This is a genomic window from Nonomuraea rhodomycinica, from assembly GCF_013363995.1.
Classification (GTDB): Bacteria; Actinomycetota; Actinomycetes; order Streptosporangiales; family Streptosporangiaceae; genus Nonomuraea; species Nonomuraea rhodomycinica.
The window spans coordinates 373846-393118 of the sequence record NZ_JABWGO010000008.1; the positions used below are offsets into that span (position 1 = coordinate 373846).

General features: G+C 74.9%; 14 protein-coding genes. 6 read left to right on the forward strand and 8 right to left on the reverse strand.

The annotated features are described in order from the left end of the window. Positions 1–114: 114 nt before the first annotated feature. The 6 genes from cutA to HT134_RS29845 form a co-directional block, all read right to left on the reverse strand. On the reverse strand, positions 115–2478 hold the full coding sequence (gene cutA, locus HT134_RS29820; protein WP_175603766.1) for an aerobic carbon-monoxide dehydrogenase large subunit: 2364 nt from the start codon (positions 2476–2478) through the stop codon (positions 115–117). Further along, a complete protein-coding gene (locus HT134_RS29825) occupies positions 2475–3065 on the reverse strand; it encodes a (2Fe-2S)-binding protein (protein WP_312888536.1) in 591 nt (196 codons plus the stop codon). The genes cutA and HT134_RS29825 overlap by 4 nt, the downstream gene beginning before the upstream one ends. A gap of 91 nt (positions 3066–3156) precedes the next feature. After that, entirely contained in the window at positions 3157–4032 is an 876-nt protein-coding gene (locus tag HT134_RS47815) for an FAD binding domain-containing protein (RefSeq protein WP_175603767.1), read from the reverse strand. After that, a complete protein-coding gene (locus HT134_RS29835) occupies positions 4029–5414 on the reverse strand; it encodes a uracil-xanthine permease family protein (protein ID WP_175603768.1) in 1386 nt (461 codons plus the stop codon). The genes HT134_RS47815 and HT134_RS29835 overlap by 4 nt, the downstream gene beginning before the upstream one ends. Positions 5415–5553: 139 nt before the next feature. Continuing rightward, positions 5554–5757 (reverse strand): RNA-binding S4 domain-containing protein, encoded by a 204-nt coding sequence (locus HT134_RS29840; protein WP_312888537.1) that lies wholly within the window; start codon positions 5755–5757, stop codon positions 5554–5556. A gap of 40 nt (positions 5758–5797) precedes the next feature. Continuing rightward, positions 5798–7480, reverse strand: a complete 1683-nt coding sequence (locus HT134_RS29845) for a PucR family transcriptional regulator (RefSeq protein WP_175603770.1) — start codon at positions 7478–7480, stop codon at positions 5798–5800. Positions 7481–7611: 131 nt separating this feature from the next. On the opposite strand from HT134_RS29845, the gene HT134_RS47820 reads away from it, so the two are divergent. The 6 genes from HT134_RS47820 (at position 7612) to HT134_RS29875 (ending at position 16104) form a co-directional block, all read left to right on the forward strand. Then, positions 7612–8490, forward strand: coding sequence for an oxamate carbamoyltransferase subunit AllH family protein (locus tag HT134_RS47820; RefSeq protein ID WP_175603771.1), 879 nt, complete (start codon positions 7612–7614; stop codon positions 8488–8490). Then, entirely contained in the window at positions 8487–9902 is a 1416-nt protein-coding gene (locus tag HT134_RS29855) for an AllF/FdrA family protein (protein WP_312888538.1), read from the forward strand. Before HT134_RS47820 ends, HT134_RS29855 begins: the two co-directional genes overlap by 4 nt. Then, positions 9899–11296, forward strand: coding sequence for a YlbE family protein (locus tag HT134_RS29860; protein ID WP_175603772.1), 1398 nt, complete (start codon positions 9899–9901; stop codon positions 11294–11296). The genes HT134_RS29855 and HT134_RS29860 overlap by 4 nt, the downstream gene beginning before the upstream one ends. Positions 11297–11504: 208 nt before the next feature. Continuing rightward, a complete protein-coding gene (locus HT134_RS29865; protein ID WP_246365760.1) occupies positions 11505–13769 on the forward strand; it encodes a serine/threonine-protein kinase in 2265 nt (754 codons plus the stop codon). Positions 13770–13878: 109 nt separating this feature from the next. Continuing rightward, positions 13879–14712 (forward strand): MOSC domain-containing protein, encoded by an 834-nt coding sequence (locus HT134_RS29870; RefSeq protein ID WP_175603774.1) that lies wholly within the window; start codon positions 13879–13881, stop codon positions 14710–14712. 225 nt (positions 14713–14937) lie between these two features. Continuing rightward, a complete protein-coding gene (locus HT134_RS29875) occupies positions 14938–16104 on the forward strand; it encodes an MFS transporter (protein WP_312888539.1) in 1167 nt (388 codons plus the stop codon). A gap of 55 nt (positions 16105–16159) precedes the next feature. Here the strand turns inward: HT134_RS29875 and HT134_RS29880 are convergent, their stop codons facing one another. Both HT134_RS29880 and HT134_RS29885 read right to left on the reverse strand, forming a co-directional pair. Next, a complete protein-coding gene (locus tag HT134_RS29880; RefSeq protein WP_175603775.1) occupies positions 16160–17728 on the reverse strand; it encodes a bifunctional 3'-5' exonuclease/DNA polymerase in 1569 nt (522 codons plus the stop codon). A 20-nt stretch (positions 17729–17748) separates the two neighbouring features. Continuing rightward, on the reverse strand, positions 17749–19257 hold the full coding sequence (locus HT134_RS29885) for a metallophosphoesterase family protein (protein ID WP_175603776.1): 1509 nt from the start codon (positions 19255–19257) through the stop codon (positions 17749–17751). Positions 19258–19273: the final 16 nt, after the last annotated feature.

The window sequence follows — 19273 nt, forward strand, 5'->3', positions numbered from 1 at the left end:
GGCCGATCATCTCACGCCGGCTCCCGTCGTCTCGCGCGGCCGGGCGCCCCCGCGGCGCCCCGCGCGTGACCGTCGGCCGTCCGCGCGCCGCCGTCAGCCGTGCGCGTGCCGCCGTCAGCCCTCCGCGTGCCGGCGTCGCAGGTCGAACAGCTCCGACGGGGAGATCGGCATCCGGTCCACGGGGAAGCCCTCGGCGTCCTCGACGGCCGAGGCGATGACCGCCGACACCGGGATGACCCCCGCCTCCCCCGCGCCCTTCACACCCAGGGGGTTCAGCGGCGACGGCGTCTCCAGGTGCCCGGTCTCGATACGCGGGACCTCCGTGGCGTACGGCATGAGGAAGTCCATGAACGAGGCGTTGAGCAGTTGCCCGTCACCGTCGTACACCATGCGCTCGTACAGCGCCCCGCCGACGCCCTGCGCGACGCCGCCGTGGATCTGCCCCTCGACGATCATCGGGTTGACCAGCCGCCCGCAGTCGTGGATCACCGCGTACCTGACCACCCGCACCTCGGCCGTGAGCGGGTCGGTCTCGACGATCGCCGCGTGCATGCCGGCGGCGAACGTGGAGCGGATCGGCGAGTAGTAGTCGCGCCCCTCCAGCCCCGGCTCGTCGCCCTCGGCGACCGGCGGCCGGTCGGGCGCGGACGAGCCCGCGAACTGGGTGGCCCGCGCGGCCTCCTCGTCGAAGGCGTAGCGCAGCGGGTTGGCCAGCACGGCGACCGTGGCCAGCGGGATCGACGCCGACGGCGCGCCCACGACGTGGACCGTCCCGTCGGTGATCTCCAGGTCGGCCGGGTCGGCCTCCAGCGCGTCGGCCGCGATGCGCAGCGCCTTGGCCCGCACCTTGCGGCAGGCCAGCGCGATGGCGTTGCCGCTGACGACGGCCGCCCGCGAGGCGAACGTGCCGACCGCGTAGCCGAACCGGCGCGTGTCGCCGGTCACCACCGAGATCCGCTCGATGGGCACGCCCAGCTCGCTCGCGGCGATCTGCGCGAACACGGTCTCGTGCCCCTGCCCCTGCGAGGTGAGGCCGGTGGAGACGTGGACGCAGCCGTCGGAGGTGACCTGCACGTGGCCGCCCTCGTACGGGCCGACGCCGGTGCCCTCGACGTAGCAGCCGACGCCGATGCCGCGCCCGGGCCGACGCTCGAACGCCTCCCAGCCGATCAGCTCCTTGAGCATGGCCAGCATCCGCGGGTAGTCGCCGCTGTCGTAGATGAGCGGCCGGCCGTCCTGGAAGGTCATGCCCTGGTCGTACGGGAACTCGTCGGGCTCGATGAAGTTGGCCCGGCGCACCTCGGTGCGGTCCTTGCCGAGATGGCGGGCGATCTTGTCCATGGTGCGTTCCATGCAGAACACGCCCTGCGGCCGGCCCGCCCCCCGGTACGGCGTGACCTGCACGGTGTTGGTGTAGATCGAGGAGAACTCGACCCGGTAGGCGCCGATCTTGTACGGGCCGAGAAGCTGGGTGGAGGTGATGATCGGCACGATGATCCCGTACGGCGTGTAGGCGCCGTGGTCGTGCAGGATCGTCACGTCCAGCCCGAGCACCCGCCCGTCGTCGTCGAAGCCGACCCGTACGTACTGCACCTGCGCCCGCTCGTGCGCCGAGGAGATGAAGTGCTCGCGCCGGTCCTCGCTCCACTTGACCTCGCGGCCGAGCGTCATCGCGGCCCACGGCACCAGGATCTCCTCCGGCCACGGGTGGACGATCTTCACGCCGAACCCGCCGCCGACGTCCGGCGCGACGACCTCCACGTGCGGCAGCGGCAGGCCGAGCGCGGCGGCCACGGCCATCCGGACGCTGGTCGAGGTCTGGGTGCTGGAGTGGACGCGCAGGTCGGTGCCGTCCCAGCGGGCGTGGACGCCGCGGCCCTCCAGCGGCATGCTGGCGCTGCGCTCGATGTCCAGCCGGAAGGCCAGCGTGTGCGGCGCCTCCTCGATGGCCTCGCGGGCGCTCCTGCCGTCGCGGCCCGGCACCTCCTGGAGGAGGCGGGCGCCCACGTTGCCGGGCACGTCGTCGTGGACGAGCCGGGCGCCGTGCGCCGCCTCCTCCAGGCCGACGACCGGCTTGAGCGGCTCGTAGTCGACGTGGATGAGGGCGCAGGCGTCCTCGGCGAGGTAGCGGTCGGCGGCGACCACCATGACGACCGGCTCGCCGACGTGCCGGACCACGTCGCGGGCCAGCGGGTACGCGGTGCGGCCGTGGGTGAGCGCGGGGTGCGGGATGAGCAGCGGCAGGGGCCGTCCGACGCGCTCGGGCAGGTCCTCCCAGGTGTAGACGGCGACCAGGCCCTCGACGTCGAGGGCGGCGGAGACGTCGATGTCGCGGATGCGGGCGCGGGCGTGCGGGGAGCGGACGAACGCGGCGGCCAGGGCGTCCGGGCCCAGGTCGTCGACGTAGCGGCCGCGGCCGGTGAGCAGCCGCCGGTCCTCGCGCCGGCGCACCGGCTCGCCGAACAACCTGGTGCTCATGACGCCTCCCCGGCCCTCGGCCCCTCTCCGGCCCTCGGCGGCTCTCCGTCTCCCGGCGGCTTCCCGTCCCGCGGCGGCTCTCCGGCGGAGGGTGGCCGCCCGGCGGAGGACCGCCGCTCCTCGGCGAGCAGGTCGGCGGCGCGGTGGACGGCCTTGACGATGTTCTGGTAGCCGGTGCAGCGGCACAGATTGCCCGAGATGCCCTCCAGCACCTCGTCCTCGGCCGGGGCGGGGTTGTCGCGCAGCAGCGCGGTGACCGTGCAGAGGAAGCCGGGCGTGCAGAAGCCGCACTGGAGGGCGTGGCACTCCTCGAACGCCCGCTGCACCGGCGACAGCCCGTCCGGCCCGGCCAGCCCCTCCACCGTGGTGATCTCCCGGCCGTCCACCGTCACCGCGAGCGTCAGGCACGAGCGCACCGGCTCGCCGTCGAGCAGCACCGTGCAGCAGCCGCAGACGCCGTGCTCGCAGCCCACATGGGTGCCGGTCAGGCCCAGGTCGTGGCGCAGGCAGTCGGACAGCAGCCGCCGCCCCGGCACCCGCGCCCGGCGGGCGGTGCCGTTCACGACCAGCGTGATCTCGTGCTCCACCGCTCTCCTCACCCGCGCCTCGCGGCGCGCTCACCGTCGCGCCGCCCGTACTCCCCTGCTCGCCTCCCGCTCACGGCCCCTCGCCCGCCGCTCACGGCGGGGCGGCCGCGCGGGCCGCCGCCTCCCGCAGGGCCCGCTCGGCGAGGACACCCACCAGGTGCAGCCGGTACGCGGCGCTCGCGTGGATGTCGTCCTCCGGCTCCACGGCCCGCCGGACGGCCTCGGTGACCGCCTCCCACGGGACCGTGGCGGCGGGCCGCCGCCCGCACACCTCGCTCACGTCGGCCACGACCGGCACCGGGCCGACCCCCACGCAGGCGACGCGGGCCGCGGCGACGTGCAGGTCCTCGTCCAGGGTCACGACGGCGCAGACGCCGGCCAGCGCGTAGTCGCCGTGCCGCCGGGCCACCTCCTCGAACGCCGACCCCGACCTCGGGGGCAGCGCCGGGAAGAACGCCGACACGGCCAGCTCCCCCGGCTCGGCGGCCGACTCCAGCGGGCCGGCGAAGAACGCGTCCGCCGCCACCTCCCGCACGGCCGGCTCCCCGGAGCCGCCGGGGGCGCGGCGGGCCAGCCGTACCGACCCTCCCAGCACCGCCAGCACGGCCGGCAGCTCGGCGGCCGGGTCGGCATGCACCAGGCTGCCCACGACGGTGCCGCGGTTGCGGATGACCGGGTGGGCGACGAGCCGCAGCGCCTGCCCGAGCAGCGGGTGGACGCCCGCGCGCGCCACCTCCGCCTGCCGCGCCAGCGCCCCCACGGTCACACCCCCGGGGCCCGCCTCGATCCCGGACAGACCCGGCAGGCGGTTGACGTCGACGACGTGGGCGGGGGCGGCCAGCCGCATGTTGAGCAGCGGGATCAGGCTCTGGCCTCCGGCGAGCACCTTGCCGTCCACCTCGGCCAGCAGGTCCAGCGCCGCGCGCAGGTCGCGGGGGGCGTGGTAGGTGAACGGCGGCGGCTTCACCCGGCGTCCCTCCCGTCGTCGCCCTCCGCACCGGGCCGCGCCGGCACGGGCACCGGGCGACCGGAGATCACCCGCAGCAGGTGGTACCCGGCCACCAGCACGATGGTGCCGAGCGCGATGCCCTCCAGCCGGAAGTCGGAGCTGATCAGGAACTTCACCGGCCCGACCGCCAGGATGATGCCGGCGCCGATGGGCACCATGTTGAGCGGATCGGAGAAGTCGACCCGGTTCTCGACCCAGATCTTGGCGCCGAGGAGTCCGATCATGCCGTACAGGATGACCGTGACGCCGCCCAGCACGCCGGACGGCGTGGCCGACACCAGCGCCCCGAACTTCGGGCTCAGCCCGAACAGGATCGCGATGACGCCCGCGATGTAGTAGGCGGCCGTGGAGTAGACCTTGGTGGCGGCCATGACGCCGATGTTCTCGGCGTAGGTGGTGGTGGGCGAGCCGCCGACCGCGCTGGCGACCGCGGTGGTCAGGCCGTCGGCGGCGATGGCCCGGCCCACGTACGGGTCGACGTCGACACCGGTCATCTCGCCCACGGCCTTGACGTGGCCGATGTTCTCGGCGATCAGCGCGATGACGGCGGGCAGCACGAGGAGCGCGGCGGAGAAGCGGATGTCGGGCAGGTGGAAGTCCGGCAGCCCGACCCACGGCGCCGAGGCGACCTTGCCGAGGTCCACCCGGTAGTGGGGGGCGAGGTGGATCGCGCCGTCGGTGTAGGCGGGCACCTGGCCGAACACCTTGTCGGCGGCCCACGACAGCACGAACCCGATCACCAGGCCGACGAGGATGCCGATCCGGCCGACGAACCCCTTGAACGCCACCACGAGCACGAACGTCACCAGCATCGTGACCAGCGCCATCCACTGGTCCTGCGGCCAGTACACGTCGGCCACCACGTACGCCAGCCCGAACCCGATGAGCATGACGACGCCGCCGGTGACGACGGGCGGGAACATCTTGTGGATGACCTGGACGCCGAGGAAGTGCACCGCGAGCCCGGCCAGGGCGAGCACGAGGCCCGCGACGAGGATGGCGCCCGTGACCACGGCGTCGGCCCCGGCCGTGTCGCCGCCGGCGATCGCGCGGATCGCGAGCACGCCGCCCACGAACGAGGCGCTGGTGCCGAGGTAACTGGGGATGCGGCCCTTGACGATCAGCAGGAACAGGATCGTCGCGACGCCGGACATCATGATCGCGATGTTCGGGTCGAGCCCCATGACCAGGGGGAAGACGAAGGTGGCGCCGAACATGGCCACGACGTGCTGCGCACCGAAGCCGATCATGCGCGGCCAGGTCAGCCGTTCGTCCGGCCTGACCACCTCGCCGGGAGCCAGATGCTTGCCGTCGCCGTGTTTGGTCCAGCCAAAAACCATGGAAGCCCCTCTTCAGCCGGGCCGTCGGGCAGCGGCCGCACACGGGCATGATCTGCCAAATTCACGTCCAGCACCAGCATTCCCCGCACTCACGCCGTCGCACCTGAACGGCGAGGTCAGTTCCCGTGCGGCAGGCGGTTCAGCGCACCTGGATGGTGAAGCCCTCGCCGCTCACCACCTGACCCGACCGGATCTTGGCGGTCTTGCGCAGCTCCACCTCGCCGTCCACCAGCACCATGCCTTCGGCCACCAGGTGCTTGGCCATGCCGCCCGTCTCGGTGATGCCGCAGTACTTCAGCAGGTCGCACAGCGGGATGTACTCGGAGCGCAGTTCGAATTCCACGGCACCCAAGCCTAGACGGCGCCCCCGGGCCGGGGCGCGGCTAGATGCCGCGCATCCGCAGGACGTGCAGCGCCAGCGTGAGGTTGAGCCGCAGGTGCGGGTCGTCGGTGAAGTTGCCCAGCAGGCGCTCCAGCTTGCCGATGCGATAGCGCAGCGTGTTGTAGTGGAAGTGCAGCCGGCGCGCCGTCTCGGCCACGTTGAGGTTGGTCTCCAGGAGCGCCTGGAGCGTCCGGCGCAGGTCGGCGTTCTCGGCGTCGTCGTCGGTGGCCAGCGGGCCCAGGGTCTCGCGGACGAACGCGTGCAGCTCCTCCGTGTCGTTCACCAGCGAGAGCAGCCGGTAGACGCCGAGCTGGTCGAAGTGGGCGACCGCGCCGGGCCCGTGGAGCTGGCGGCCGACGCGCGCCGCCTTCAGGGCCTGGGCGTACGCCTCGGGCAGCGTCGCGACGCCGGGCGACGGCCGGGAGGTGCCGGTGGAGAACGTGGCCGGCGGCGTGTCGGAGAAGGCAGAGGCCGCGTCCTTGGCGACCCGGGCCGCGTCCACCCTGGCGTCGAGCACGGCGACCACCTCGTGGGAGAACCCGGCGACGGCGCCGCGCGCGTCGTGGCGGCGGGTCGCCGCCGTCCAGCTCGTGACCAGGCGGTCCTGGGCGGTGCGCTCGTCGCTGTCCGGGTCGAGCTCGGCCACCAGCACGGTGACCGGCCGTTCGAGGTCCCAGCCGAACGCCCGGGCGCGCGCGACGACCCGCTCGGCCGTGCCGGCGCGGCCGGTGAGGACGTCGCGCAGGAAGTCGGCGCGGTACTTGCTCTCGACGGCGTTGACCGCCTCCTGGCGGATGACGACGAGCGCGGCGACGGTGGCGGCGCGCTCCAGGATGCCGACGTCGGTGTCGCGGATGGCGCCCGACGGGCTGTAGGCGACGATCCGGCCGTGGTGGTGACCCCCGGCGACGACGGGCACCGAGACGAAGTCCCGTCCCCCGGCCTGCGCGTCCACCGGCGGGACGGTGTGCGGTGGGACGGTCTGCGGCGGGACGGTCTGCGGCGGGACGGTCTGCGGCGGGACGGTCTGCGGCGGGACGGCGGGGCCGTCGGAGGCGATCGACTCGCGCAGGACCGTCACGTCGCCCGGCGGCCCGGCAGTCGCCAGCACGCGGCCGGCGCCGTCCACCGCCGCCACGGCCACGTCGAGCAGCCCCGCCACCCCGTCCGTCACCTCGTCGAGCCCGCCGCCGGCCAGCACCACCTGGACCAGCGCCCGGTGCGCCTCCTCGCCCCGCGCGAGCACGGCCGCCTGCCGGTTGAGGATGTCGGTCAGCACCTGGTTGAGGATGTCGTCGAAGCCGACGTCGTCGGGGAGCTGGATCAGCGGGAACCCCAGCCGGTCGGCCTGCTCCACCATCTCCTCCGGCAGCTCGTCCACGTACCGGCCGAGCTTGATGGCCAGCGCCGACAGCCCGCGCTCGTCGAGGTCGGCGACCAGCCGGCCGAGCGACTGGGGGGTGTTGCGCAGCGGGTAGCCGGTGGTGAGGAGCAGTTCGTGCGGCTTGACCCAGGCGAGGACGTCGGGCACCTCCATGACGTTCAGGCGCTGCACGATCCGGCCGAGGCCGCTCCTGCCCGCGATCAGCCGGGCTTGGGCGAGCGTCGAGACGCCGAGCACCTCCCCGACGGACAGACCATGGATGATCGTTCCCGTGCTGGCCGGGCGGACGGGGGGTTCCATGGGGTGATTGTGACCCGGGACGCGTCTGTCAGGAAGAGCCAACCTTCTCGCGCACTGTTGGCAAATTTCTCCGTACGGCGTGATTGAACGATCGATCTACCGTCAAGGCCCAGAGGCGGTGAGGAGGTCCGGTGACCGTCGGTACACGCCCGAGGCGGCCGCACGTCCACGCGACCGGTGCCGCGAGCACGGCGGTCCGGCCGCTGCTCGACGCGCCGCGCCGCGCGGCCCGCGTGCTCGCCGCCTTCCCCGCCGGGGCCTACCTCCAGGTCAGGACGGACCGGGAGCCGTCGGTCATCGCGCTGCTCGCGCCGGGCGCGACCCGGCTGCCGAACGCGGTGCTGCTCGCGGGCGAGCCGCCGCGGCTCACGGTGGGTGACGACGCGTCCGTGGGCGACGGCGCCGTGCGCCTGGGACGGCTGCGCCTGCGCGCGTCGCGCTGGTGGGATCCGGCGCCGCCGCTGGGCGCGGCGGACCCGGCCGGGCTGCGGGAGGCGGCGGCCGGCCTGACGCCCGGGGAGCCCGCGCTGGCGGGTGAGCCGGCGGTGGAGCTGCTGGCGTCCGGGTGCGCGAGCGGGAGGCTGCTGGACGTGCTGACGGCGGCCGAGCGGCTGGTCGGGCTCGGCCCGGGGCTGACGCCCAGCGGTGACGACGTGCTGGCCGGGCTGATGGTGACGTTGCGGCTGCTCGGCGCGGCCACGGGCGCCGGCCGGGCGGTGTGGCTGGCGGACTGGCTCGCGGCCACGGTCACCTACGACGCCCGCGCCCGCACCACGCCGCTGTCGGCGACGCTGCTGCACTGCGCGGCGCTGGGACAGGCCAGCCCGGAGGTGGCCGCGGTGCTGCGGGCCCTGGCGGGCCGGGGGCCGCTGGAGCCGGCCCTGCGCCGCCTGCACGGCCTCGGCCACACGTCGGGGTCGGACCTCGCCCAGGGGATCGCGATCGGCGTCCGCTCGGTCCTGTCCTGCCGCCCCTCGCGGCGGTCCTTCCCGTCCCGGGAGTGCGCGTGAGCCCGGCGGCCGGTGAGGCGGCGGTCGTGGTGCGGGCCGGGGTGTACCACGACTCCGTGACGCTCATGCGCGTCAGCCGGGCGCTGTCCGACCTGCCCGGCATGGACGTGGCGCTGGTCGCCATGGCCACCGAGCTGAACCTGGCCATGGCCCGCGACCTCGGCTTCGACCCTCCCCCGGCCGGGCCCGCCGACCTGCTCGTCGCGCTGCGCGGCCGGGACGTCGCGGCGGCCGAGCGGGAGCTGGACCGGCTCCTGGCGGCCGTGTCGTCCGCGCGTGGCCCGTCCGGTTCCTCCGCGTACGGCATGGCGGGGGCGGAGGGGCCGGCCCCGCGCACCACCCGCTCGGCCGCCGCGCGGGCGGGCGAGGACGCCGGGGTGGCGCTGATCTCGCTGCCCGGCGAGCACGTCCTGCCGGAGGCGGTGGACGCCATCGAGGCGGGCCTCGACGTGATGATCTTCAGTGACGGCGTCCCCGTACGGCAGGAGGTGCTGCTCAAGCGGCTGGCCGCCGAGCGCGGCGTGCTCGTCATGGGCCCCGACTGCGGCACGGCCGTGATCGCGGGGGTGGGCCTGGGCTTCGCCAACGTCCTGCGGCCGGGCCCGGTGGGCGTGGTCGCCGCGTCGGGCACCGGGGCGCAGCAGGTGACCTCGCTGCTGGACCTGGCCGGCGCGGGCGTGAGTCATGTGCTCGGCGTCGGCGGCAGGGACCTGTCGCGCGAGGTGGGCGGGCTGTCGGCGGTACGGGCGCTGCGGCTGCTCGACGAGGACCCGGCGACCGAGCTGGTCGTGCTGGTGTCCAAGCCGCCGGACCCGGAGGTGGCGCGGGCCGTGCAGGAGGTGGTGGAGTCGCTGCGCACACCCGTCGTGTCCGCGCTGACGGGGCGCGACGACCTGACCGAGGCGGCTGAACGGGCGCTGCGCGCGCTCGGCGCGCCCGTGCCCGGCTGGCCCTCCTGGCCCGCTCCCGCGCGCCGCCCGCCGAGGCCGGGCGCGGTCAGGGGCCTGTACGCGGGCGGAACCCTGTGCGCCGAGGCCGCCGCCATCGCAGGAGGGGCCCCCGCCGTCGCGGAGGGGAAGGAGTTCGTCGACTTCGGCGACGACGCCTACACGCGGGGCCGCGCCCATCCCCTGATCGACCCGGCGCTGCGCCTGGACGCGCTCGCCCGCGTCGGCCCGGACGAGGTGGCGCTGCTCGACGTCGTCCTCGGCCACGGCGCCGACCCGGACCCGGCCGCGTCGCTGGCGCCCGCCGTGGCCCGCTGCCCCGCCGCCGCCGTGGTCGTCGCGCTCGTCGGCACCGAGGGCGACCCGCAGGACCTGCACCGGCAGGCCGCCGCCTTCCGCGAGGCCGGCGCGTCCGTCTTCGTGTCCAACGCCCAGGCCGCCCGGTACGCGAGGGACCTGCGATGACCCTGCTCTCCGGCCCGCCCCACGTGGTCACAGCAGGCGTGGACCTGCTGCGCGAGGCCCTGGAGGCCCAGGCCGTTCCCACCACCCCCGTGGACTGGCGGCCGCCGCTGCCCGGCACCGCCGGCGCCCTCGCGCGGGTCCTGGCCGACCCGCGCCGGCGCGCCGCCAACGAGCGGGCCGTGGACCGGCTGACGTCGTCCCGCCCGCTGCTGGTCGGCGTGCGCCGCGCCTCGGAGCTGCTGCACCTGCCGCAGCCGATGTTCCTGCACGCCGGCCCGCCCCTCGACTGGGAACGCGCGTCGGGGCCGATGCGCGGCGCGCTCGTCGGCGCCATGCTGCTGGAGGGGTACGCGATCGACGAGGAGGACGCCCGCGCCCGGCTGGAGTCCGGCGTGGTGCGGCTGGAGCCGTGCCATCACCACCGGACCGTCGGGCCGATGGCGGGCGTGGTGAGCCCGTCGATGTGGATGTTCGAGGTGCGCGACGACGTCCACGGCGGCGTCGCGTACTGCTCGCTGAACGAGGGGCTCGGCCGGGTGCTGCGCTACGGCGCGTACGGCCCGGAGGTGCTGGACCGGCTCGGCTGGATGGACCACGTGCTGGGGCCGGTCCTGTCGGCGGCGGTGGAGCTGGCCGGGCCGATCGACCTGCGGGCGCTGGCCGCGCAGGCGCTGCAGATGGGCGACGAGCTGCACAACCGCAACCGCGCGGCCACCTCCCTGCTGCTGCGCGAGCTGGCGCCGTACGTGGTGAACGCGGCGCCGGGGCACGCCGCCGAGGTGCTGCGCTTCGTCGGCGGCAACGACCACTTCTTCCTCAACGCCGCCATGGCCGCCGCCAAGGTCTCGGCCGACGCGGCCCGCGACGTGCCGGGTTCGTCGCTGGTCGTGGCCATGGCGCGCAACGGCACCGACTTCGGCGTACAGGTGTCGGGGCTGGGCGAGCGGTGGTTCACGGGGCCGGCGGGGGTGCCGGACGGGCTCTACCTCGGCGCGTACGGGCCGGCCGACGCGAACCCCGACATCGGCGACTCCACGATCACCGAGACGGCGGGGCTGGGCGGGTTCGCGATGGCGGCGGCCCCGGCCATCGTGCGCTTCGTGGGCGGCGAGGTGGCCGACGCCGTGGCGGCGACCCGGTCCATGTACGAGATCACGCTCGCCGAGCACCCGGCGTACCAGATCCCGGCGCTCGGCTTCCGCGGGACGCCGGTCGGGATCGACGTCACCTTGGTGGCGCGGACGGGGCTGCTGCCGGTCGTCAACACCGGCATCGCCGGGCGCGTGGCGGGCACGGGGCAGGTCGGGGCGGGGCTGGTGAGCCCGCCGGTGGAGGCGTTCACGAGCGCTTTGCTGGCCCTGGCAGAATCAGCGCTTGATCCATTTGATCAGTGATATTTCCGGACGTAATGGGATTTGTCAGGACTTGATGCTGCTTCCGTTCCGGAATGGCGTGCCTATATCGTGTCGAACCTCATAATCTGGAAGCGTGGCGCGACGCATGTGACCGATGAGGCGGGAGACATTGGGGGCGGAAATGGCAGCCGACCGCTTGCTCGGCGGGCCCGGCACACAGGGGGACGTGTCACGGAGCCAGGGACGCTTGATCGGCCGGCGCTACAGGTTGATGTCGCCGGTGGGCCGGGGCGGCATGGGCATGGTGTGGCAGGCGCACGACGTGCTGCTCGACCGTGACGTGGCGGTCAAGGAGCTGATCCTGCCGTTCGGGCTCGACCACGCGGGCAAGCAGGTGGCGTACCGGCGCATGCTGCGCGAGGCCCGCTCGGCCGCGCGGCTGACGCATCCGGGCATCGTGACCGTCCACGACGTGGTCGAGGAGGACGGCCGGCCCTGGATCGTCATGGAGCTGTTCCGCGCGTGGTCGCTGGAGCAGGCCGTACGGCAGAGCGGCCCCCTGCCGGTGGCGCAGGCGGCGGAGATCGGCATCCGGGTGCTCGACGCGCTGCGGCACGCCCACGCGGCGGGCATCCTGCACCGCGACGTCAAGCCGGGCAACGTGCTGCTCACCGCCGACCGGGTGGTGCTCACCGACTTCGGCATCGCCGCCATCGAGGGCGATGTCACGATCACGCAGACGGGGCTGCTCATGGGCTCGCCCGCCTACGTGCCGCCGGAGCGGCTGTCGGGCCAGGCCATCACGGCCGCGGCCGACCTGTGGTCGTTCGGCGCGACGCTGTACGCGGCCGTCGAGGGACGCCCGCCGTACGAGGGGCCGGACGCGATCGCCGTGCTCGGCGCGGTGCTCACGCAGAACCCGGTCCGGCCGCAGCGCGCCGGGGCGCTGCTGCCCGTCATCGAGGGGCTGCTGCGCAAGAACCCGGCCGAGCGGCTCACCGCCGCACAGGTCACCGACGCCCTCGAACACATCCTGCTGGCCAACGGCTCCGTCCGGCCGCGCAACCCGGAGGCGCCGTCGTCGCCCCTGCCCGCGCCGCCCGACCCGACGCCGGCCGGGCCGCCGTCGCTCGACCCGCCGTCCGGGCCGATGCCGTCGCTCGACCCGCCGTCCGGGCCGATGCCGTCGCGCATCGTCGAGACGCCGTCGGGGCCGGTGCGCGTGCCGTACGACCCGGGCATGGGCGACGTGGCGGGGCCGTACGCGGGGGGCCCCGACACGCCGGGCGGCGCGTCGGGGGGCCACCGCACCGAACGGATCCCGGCGCCGCCCCAGGGGTTCGACGCCTTCGGCGGCACGTCGGGACCGCATGCCGTGCGCACGCCGGAGACTTCCGGGACCTCAGGAGCTTTCGGCGCTGACGTGCTCTCCGGGAGACCCGGCCTCTCGGGGCCCTCCTTCCCCACCGGCGGCCCCGCGGGAGCCACCGGGACCGGCCGAGTCGCAGGACTCGCCGGAACGGGCGGAGGCGCGGGAGCCACCGGAGCCCGCGGGGACGCGGGAGTCGCCGGGGCCGGCGATCCGTCGAGCCTCGCGGGGCGGCTGCGGGCCGCCGCGGGCACGGACGAGCGCCTGGACGCCGCCGCTCTCTTCGGCGACCACCCGGGCCCGAACGCCCTGTCCGGCCCCCGCCGGGGGCCGCAGCCCATCCTGCCGCTGACCACCGACAGCCGCGCCACCCCCTGGCCGCTGGCCTCCGAGGACCACCTGCGCGAACACTCCCGCGACCTGTCGGCGGACGTACGGCGGCGCCGCCCGTCCGCGCCGCCCCGCGACGGCGCGCGCCCGGGGAAGGGCCGGCGGCGGCCGAGCGACGACGATGGCCCGTGGCTGCGCGACGGCCGGCCGACAGCCCGCCTCGTCCTCGCCTCGGTGGCCGCCGTGGGCGCCGTCGTGACGGCCACCGTGGTGCTCGCGTCCGGCTCCGGCTCCGCTCCCCCGGCGCCGGCGACGTCCGCGACCTCGGGGACGACCTCGGAGCCCGCCGCCACGGCGGCGCCGCTCCAGGTGGCGGCCGTGCCGGAGGGCTACAAGGAGCACACGCCGCCCGGCTTCAAGGCCGCCGTGCCCGCCGCCTGGAAGGCGGCCACGTCCGGCGACGGGACGACGTTCGCGGGGCCGAAGGACTCGGGCATGCGGATCGCGGTCGAGCCGGTCGCGCCGCAGCAGGACGGCGGCCTGGCCGAGCTGGGCCGGGCCGAGGCGGACGGCGGCGTCGAGGGCTACATCCAGGTGCAGCTCCAGGCGACGCCGTTCCGCACGTGGAAGGCCGCGGACTGGGAGTACACCTACGCGCGCTCCAACGGCGTCCCGATGCACGCGCTGACCCGGTACGTCACGATCGACGACAAGACCGCGTTCAAGATCACCTTCGACATGCCGGAGCTGAACTGGGACGACCAGGCCCAGACCCGCAAGGTCTTCCTGGAGACCTTCCGCCCGACCTCCTGACGCCCCGGGGAGAGGCTCCGCCCCGACGCCGTGGTGCCCCGCGAAGGCGCTCCGCCCGACGCCCCGGGCGCCGCGCGGGGTGCCGTGGGCCGTGCGGTACGGTCCACGCATGAGGCTGGCGAGCATCCATTTCTACCCGGTGAAGTCCACGAGCGGCCACGAGGTGCGCCGGGCCGAGGTGGAGCCGTGGGGGCTCGCCGGCGACCGGCGTTTCGTCGTGGTCGGCGGGGACGGCAAGCTGCTGACGGCGCGTACGCACGCGCGGCTGCTCGCCTGTGTGGCCGAGCTCGACGGGGACCCGGCGGCGGGCGGCGCGCTGACGCTGACCGGGCCGCACGAGGCGCCCCTGCGCGTCGTCCCGCGCGAGCCGCGCAGGATCACGGTGGCCTACCCCAGGGAGGTCCTGGACCTGGCCGACTGCGGCGACGAGGCGGCGGCGTGGCTGTCGGGGCTGCTCGGGGAGCCGGCCCGGCTGGCCTGGCAGGACGACCCGCGAGGCCGTGCCGTCGATCCCCTCTACAGCCGGCCCGAGGACCGCGTGAGCCTCGCGGACGCCTACCCGCTGCTGCTCACCACCACCGCCTCCCTCGACCGGCTCAACGCCTGGGTCGCCGAGACGGCCGCCGAGCGGGGCGAGGAGCCCCGGCCGCCGCTGTCGATGCGCCGCTTCCGGCCCAACGTGGTGATCGACGGCGTGGCGGAGCCGTTCGACGAGGACACCTGGAAGCGGGTGCGGATCGGCGAGGTGGGCTTCCGGGTCAGCAAGGGCTGCGACCGCTGCGTGCTGCCGACGATCGACCCGGTGACGCTGGCCAAGGGCAAGGAGCCCACGCGCACGCTCGCCCGGCACCGCAAGTGGGACGGGAAGGTCTGGTTCGGCGTCAACCTCATCCCGGACGGCCCCGGCGTCCTGACCCAGGGCGACCCGGTCACCGTGCTCTGATCCACTCCTCCGGAAACCGCGGGCTGATGTCACGCCGACACGGAATGGGGCCGGCCGGGCGGGAAAGGCGCCTTGTCCTCTTTGGGAGGATCTTGCGGGCTATGGGAGACTTCACGGGTGACCAGCGCCCCCACAAAATCATCATCCATTTCCTCCGATGAGGATATTCGCCGAATTCAGCGTCGCACCCTGGCCGTCCTGTCGGGCGCGCAGATCGTCGGCGGCGTGGGCGTCGCGGTCGGCCTCGCGCTGAGCTCGGTGGTGGTGGACGAGCTGTCCGGCTCGACGGTCATCAGCGGCTTCGCGGGCACCGCCACCGTGCTCGGGGCGGCGCTGCTGGCGCTCCCCGCGGCCAAGGCCGCCGCGCGCGGCGGACGGCGGGCGGGCCTGTCGCTGGCGTACGTGGCGGCGCTGGCCGGCTGCCTGCTGTCCGTCGCCGCCATCTCCGTCCGCAGCTGGCCGCTCCTGCTCGCCGGCCTGGTCCTGGTCGGCGGCGGCAGCGCCGGCAACCTCGCGGCCCGCTACTCCGCGACCGACCTGTCGCCCCAGGGGCACGCCGCCCGCCACCTGTCGCTGGTGGTGTGGGCGGCCACCGTGGGCTCCGTCGCCGGGCCGAACCTGGCCGAGCCCACCGACCGGATCGGCATCGACCTGGGCCTGGTGGACAAGGCCGGGCCGTTCGCGTTCGCGGCCCTGGCGTTCGCTGGGGCGCTGGTCATCGTGGCGGCCGGGCTGCGCCCCGACCCGCTCGAGCTGGCCCGCGAGCGCGACGGCGCCCGCCCCGTGCCCGCCGGCCGTGTGCGGACGATCGGCCCGGCGTGGCAGACGCTGCGCTCCACGCCGATGGCCCGGCGGGCGCTCGTCATGGTCGCGGTCAGCCACACCGCGATGGTCTCGGTGATGTCGATGACCCCGGTGAAGCTCCACCACGACGGCTCGGCCCTCGACGTCATCGGCCTGGTGATCAGCCTGCACATCGCCGGCATGTACGTCCTGTCGCCCGTGGTCGGCTGGCTGTCCGACAAGGCGGGCAAGGTGCCGGTGCTGCTGCTCGGCATGGCGCTGCTGCTGAGCGCCGCGTGCCTGGCGGGGACGGCCGGCCACCGCGTGTGGCAGGTCACCACGGCGCTGGTGCTGCTCGGGCTCGGCTGGTCGTGCGGGCTGGTCGCCGGGTCGGCGCTGCTCAGCGAGTCGGTGCCGGTGGAGCGCCGGCCCGCCGTGCAGGGCCTGTCGGACCTGCTGATGAACGTCTGCGGCGCCACCGGCACCGTCGTGGCGGGCGCGATCGTGGGCGGGCTGTCGTACGGGGTGCTGGGGCTGGTGGTGGGGCTGATGGTGACGCTGGCCGCCCTCTGGCTGCTCCTCAGCAGACGCCACGCGCCGACGGCGTAAGAGCCTCGGCAGGAGCCACGCGCGCGCCCACGGCGCGGGGACGACGCGCAAGGAATCACTTGGCGTCGGCGTAGGAGGAGACCGCCACCGCCTCCATGGGGAAGCGCACCGGCGTGCGGCCGAACATCAGCCGCGTCGCCTCCTCCGCCGCCGCGGACACCGCCTCGGCCACCCGCGGCGCCTGCTCCAGGGGGCAGTGGACCATGACCTCGTCGTGCTGGAAGAACACCAGCCTGGCCGGGTCGGGCAGCAGCCCCCGCAGCACCGCCATGAGGGCCAGCGCCCACTCGGCGGCCGTGGCCTGCACGACGAAGTTGCGGGTGAAGCGGCCGCGGTCGCGCGCGGCCCGGCCGCCCTCGGGGCCCGAGACGAGCCCGCGCCACCGCTCGGACGGCGGCGGGCAGGTGCGGCCCAGCCAGGAGCGCACCAGCCGCCCCTCCTCCCCCGCCTTGGCGGCGTCCTCCACGAACTGGTAGGCGCGGGGGAAGCGCTGGCGCATCATGGCCAGCAGCTTGGGGGCGTCGCCGCTGGTGCCGCCGTACATGGCGGACAGCATCGCGATCTTGGCGTGGCCGCGGTCGCCGCCGAACGCCTGGGCCAGCGCGGAGTACAGGTCGATCTCGCCCGCCGCCCTGGCCAGGCCGACGTCGCCGGCCATCGCGGCGAGCACGCGCGGCTCCAGCTGGGCGGCGTCGGCCACGACGAGGGTCCAGCCGTCGTCGGCCACGACCACCCGCCGCATCACCTTGGGGATCTGCAGCGCCCCGCCGCCCGAGGTGGCCCAGCGTCCGGACACCACGCCGCCCACCACGTACTCGGGCCGGAACCGGCCGTCGCGGACCCACTGGTCGGCCCACGTCCAGCCGTGGAAGCTGTGCAGGCGGGCCAGCTCCTTGTAGGCGAGCAGGGGCGCGACGGCGGGGTGGTCGACCTGCTTGAGCTCCCAGGAGCGGGTGCTCTTCAGCGCGACGCCCGCCCCCTTGAACGCCTTGACGAGCTGCTGCACCGAGTCGGGGTTGACGGGGTGGCCGAAGGCGGCCGACACCTCGTCGGCCAGCGCCTGGAGCCGGGCCGGCCGCATGCCGTGCACGGGCCGCGGGCCGAGCAGGTCGGCGAGGAGCGCGTCGTGCACATCGCGCCGCCACGGCATGCCGTCGTGGCCCATCTCGGCCGCGATGAGCGCCCCGGCGGACTCGGCCGCGACGAGCAGCCGGAAGCGGCCGGGGTCGGGCAGCGCCTCGATGCGGCGCCGCTGGTCGGCCAGCACCTCGGCCACCATGGCCGCGGGCGGCGGCTCGGGGGCGAACAGGGTGTCCGGCTCGCTGGGCCGCTCGTCGGGCACCGGCAGGCCGCGCAGGCGGGCGTGGGCGGCGCGGACGGAGCGGGGCTCGCCGTGCCGGCCCTCGAAGCCGAGCAGCAGGCCCTCGGTGAGGGCGAGGTCGTGGCAGCGGGAGACGCGCACGCCGGCGCGCAGCAGGGGCACGTAGTCGTCGCGGGTGTCGGCCCACACCCAGCGGGGCTGCTCGCGCTCCATCTCCCGGACGGCCGCCGCGAGATCGGCGCAGGCCGTGACACCGGAAGACCCCAGGGGGAGCACCTCGTCCCCCGCAACCACCACGTACACGCCCCCAGCGTGCCAGGCGCCTACGACAAAGCGATCCGCACCTCGTCCTCCAGCGGCGGCTCCAGCTCCTGGTCCAGGCAGCCGGTGGCGGCGAAGCAGCGGAGGGTGAGTGTGTCCGGGGTGACGGAGAGGTGGAGGAACTGCTTGAAGAACGGGGGCGTGTCCCAGTCGGACAGCTCCGACAGGTAGCGGTGGAAGACCCGGTCGACCGGCAGCCGCAGCGGCCACGGCCAGCCCCCCAGCAGCCGCGCCGCCCATCTGATCCGCGCCGTCATCCGCACCGGTGACGCGACCGGCCGTACGGGCGTGCCGCCGATGCGCTCCGACATGACGCAGGCCGCCTCGGCGGGCGTGAGGTAGAGCCACTTCATGCCGAGCCGCCGGGCGTAGAGCTGGCTGTAGAACGACAGGGAGTCGCCGCGCAGCGGGTAGCACTTGAAGTCGTCCTCGTGGACGCCGGCGACGTCCACCCGGTCGATGGTGTGGGTGGCGTGCATGAAGGCGCCGCCGCCGCCGGAGACGACGTACTGGATGACCCGGTCGCCGACCCGGACGGGGTAGCGCTGGTAGTTGTGGACGTCGCCGCCGATGGCGGCCACGTAGCGGTGGCGGGGGTCGCGCACGATGTCGTCGATGGTCCCGCCCTCCTCCAGCGGTGAGGGCTTGTACACGTTGCGGGTGTAGATGGGCTTGCCCGTGACCAGGATCTTGGGCCGGGGGTCCAGCGACACCTCGCGTAACCAGGCGGTCTGCCGCCGGTCGATGAGGCCCCTGATGCCCGTGTCGACGCCCACGACGAGCAGGCTGTCGCTCTCGATCGCCCAGTACGGTCCCGGCTGCGCGGCCGGGCCGGCGGCCTGCTGGGAGGGGCGCGCGCGCAGCTTGCGGGCCTCGGCCAGGCGGGGTTCGTCGATGGTCTCGGGCCGGCGCCACAGCAGCCCGCGCAGCCGTCCGGTGACCGGGCGGGGCTTGAGCGGGGGCGCGTCGCAGAAGACCCGCATGAAGCCGCCGAGCCCGTCGTACCAGTCGTGGTTGCCGGGGATCGCGTAGATGGGGGCGTCGTAGTCCTGGTACGGGCGGAAGAACTTGTCCCCGTACTCGTTGCCCGATCCGGCCGGGTAGATGACGTCGCTCGCCACCACCGCGAACGCCGTCCCCCGGCCGACGCGCAGCAGGCCCGGCACGACCGCGTACTGGGAGGCGTCGCCCTCGCCGGTGTCGCCGAGCAGCAGGAAGTCGTAGGAGCCGCCGAGGCCGGGCCGGATCCGGAAGCCGGGGTCGGCGCCGCCGTCGAGCTGTCCGCTCACCCAGCGCTCGCGGACCTCGGGCGACGGGTCGCCGAACAGTCCGGCCAGGATCTCGTTGCGGGAGCGCCAGAGGGTGCGGGGATCGAGCCAGGTGAAGCCCTTGGTCTTCGGGCGCAGCCGGTCGAACGTGCCGATCCGGGCACAGGTCCAGCCCGCCCCTTCTTCGGACACCCGGGACGAGAGCTGCTTTCCGCGTTCGGCCGCCGCTTCCACCATGACCATATCTTTACCGTGATCT

Coding starts and splice junctions, on each gene's coding strand:
- HT134_RS29885 (WP_175603776.1), bottom strand. CDS start 19,257: ATGGTCATGGTGGAAGCGGCGGCCGAACGCGGAAAGCAGCTCTCGTCC.
- HT134_RS29860 (WP_175603772.1), top strand. CDS start 9,899: ATGACCCTGCTCTCCGGCCCGCCCCACGTGGTCACAGCAGGCGTGGAC.
- cutA (WP_175603766.1), bottom strand. CDS start 2,478: ATGAGCACCAGGTTGTTCGGCGAGCCGGTGCGCCGGCGCGAGGACCGG.
- HT134_RS29845 (WP_175603770.1), bottom strand. CDS start 7,480: ATGGAACCCCCCGTCCGCCCGGCCAGCACGGGAACGATCATCCATGGT.
- HT134_RS29870 (WP_175603774.1), top strand. CDS start 13,879: ATGAGGCTGGCGAGCATCCATTTCTACCCGGTGAAGTCCACGAGCGGC.
- HT134_RS29835 (WP_175603768.1), bottom strand. CDS start 5,414: ATGGTTTTTGGCTGGACCAAACACGGCGACGGCAAGCATCTGGCTCCC.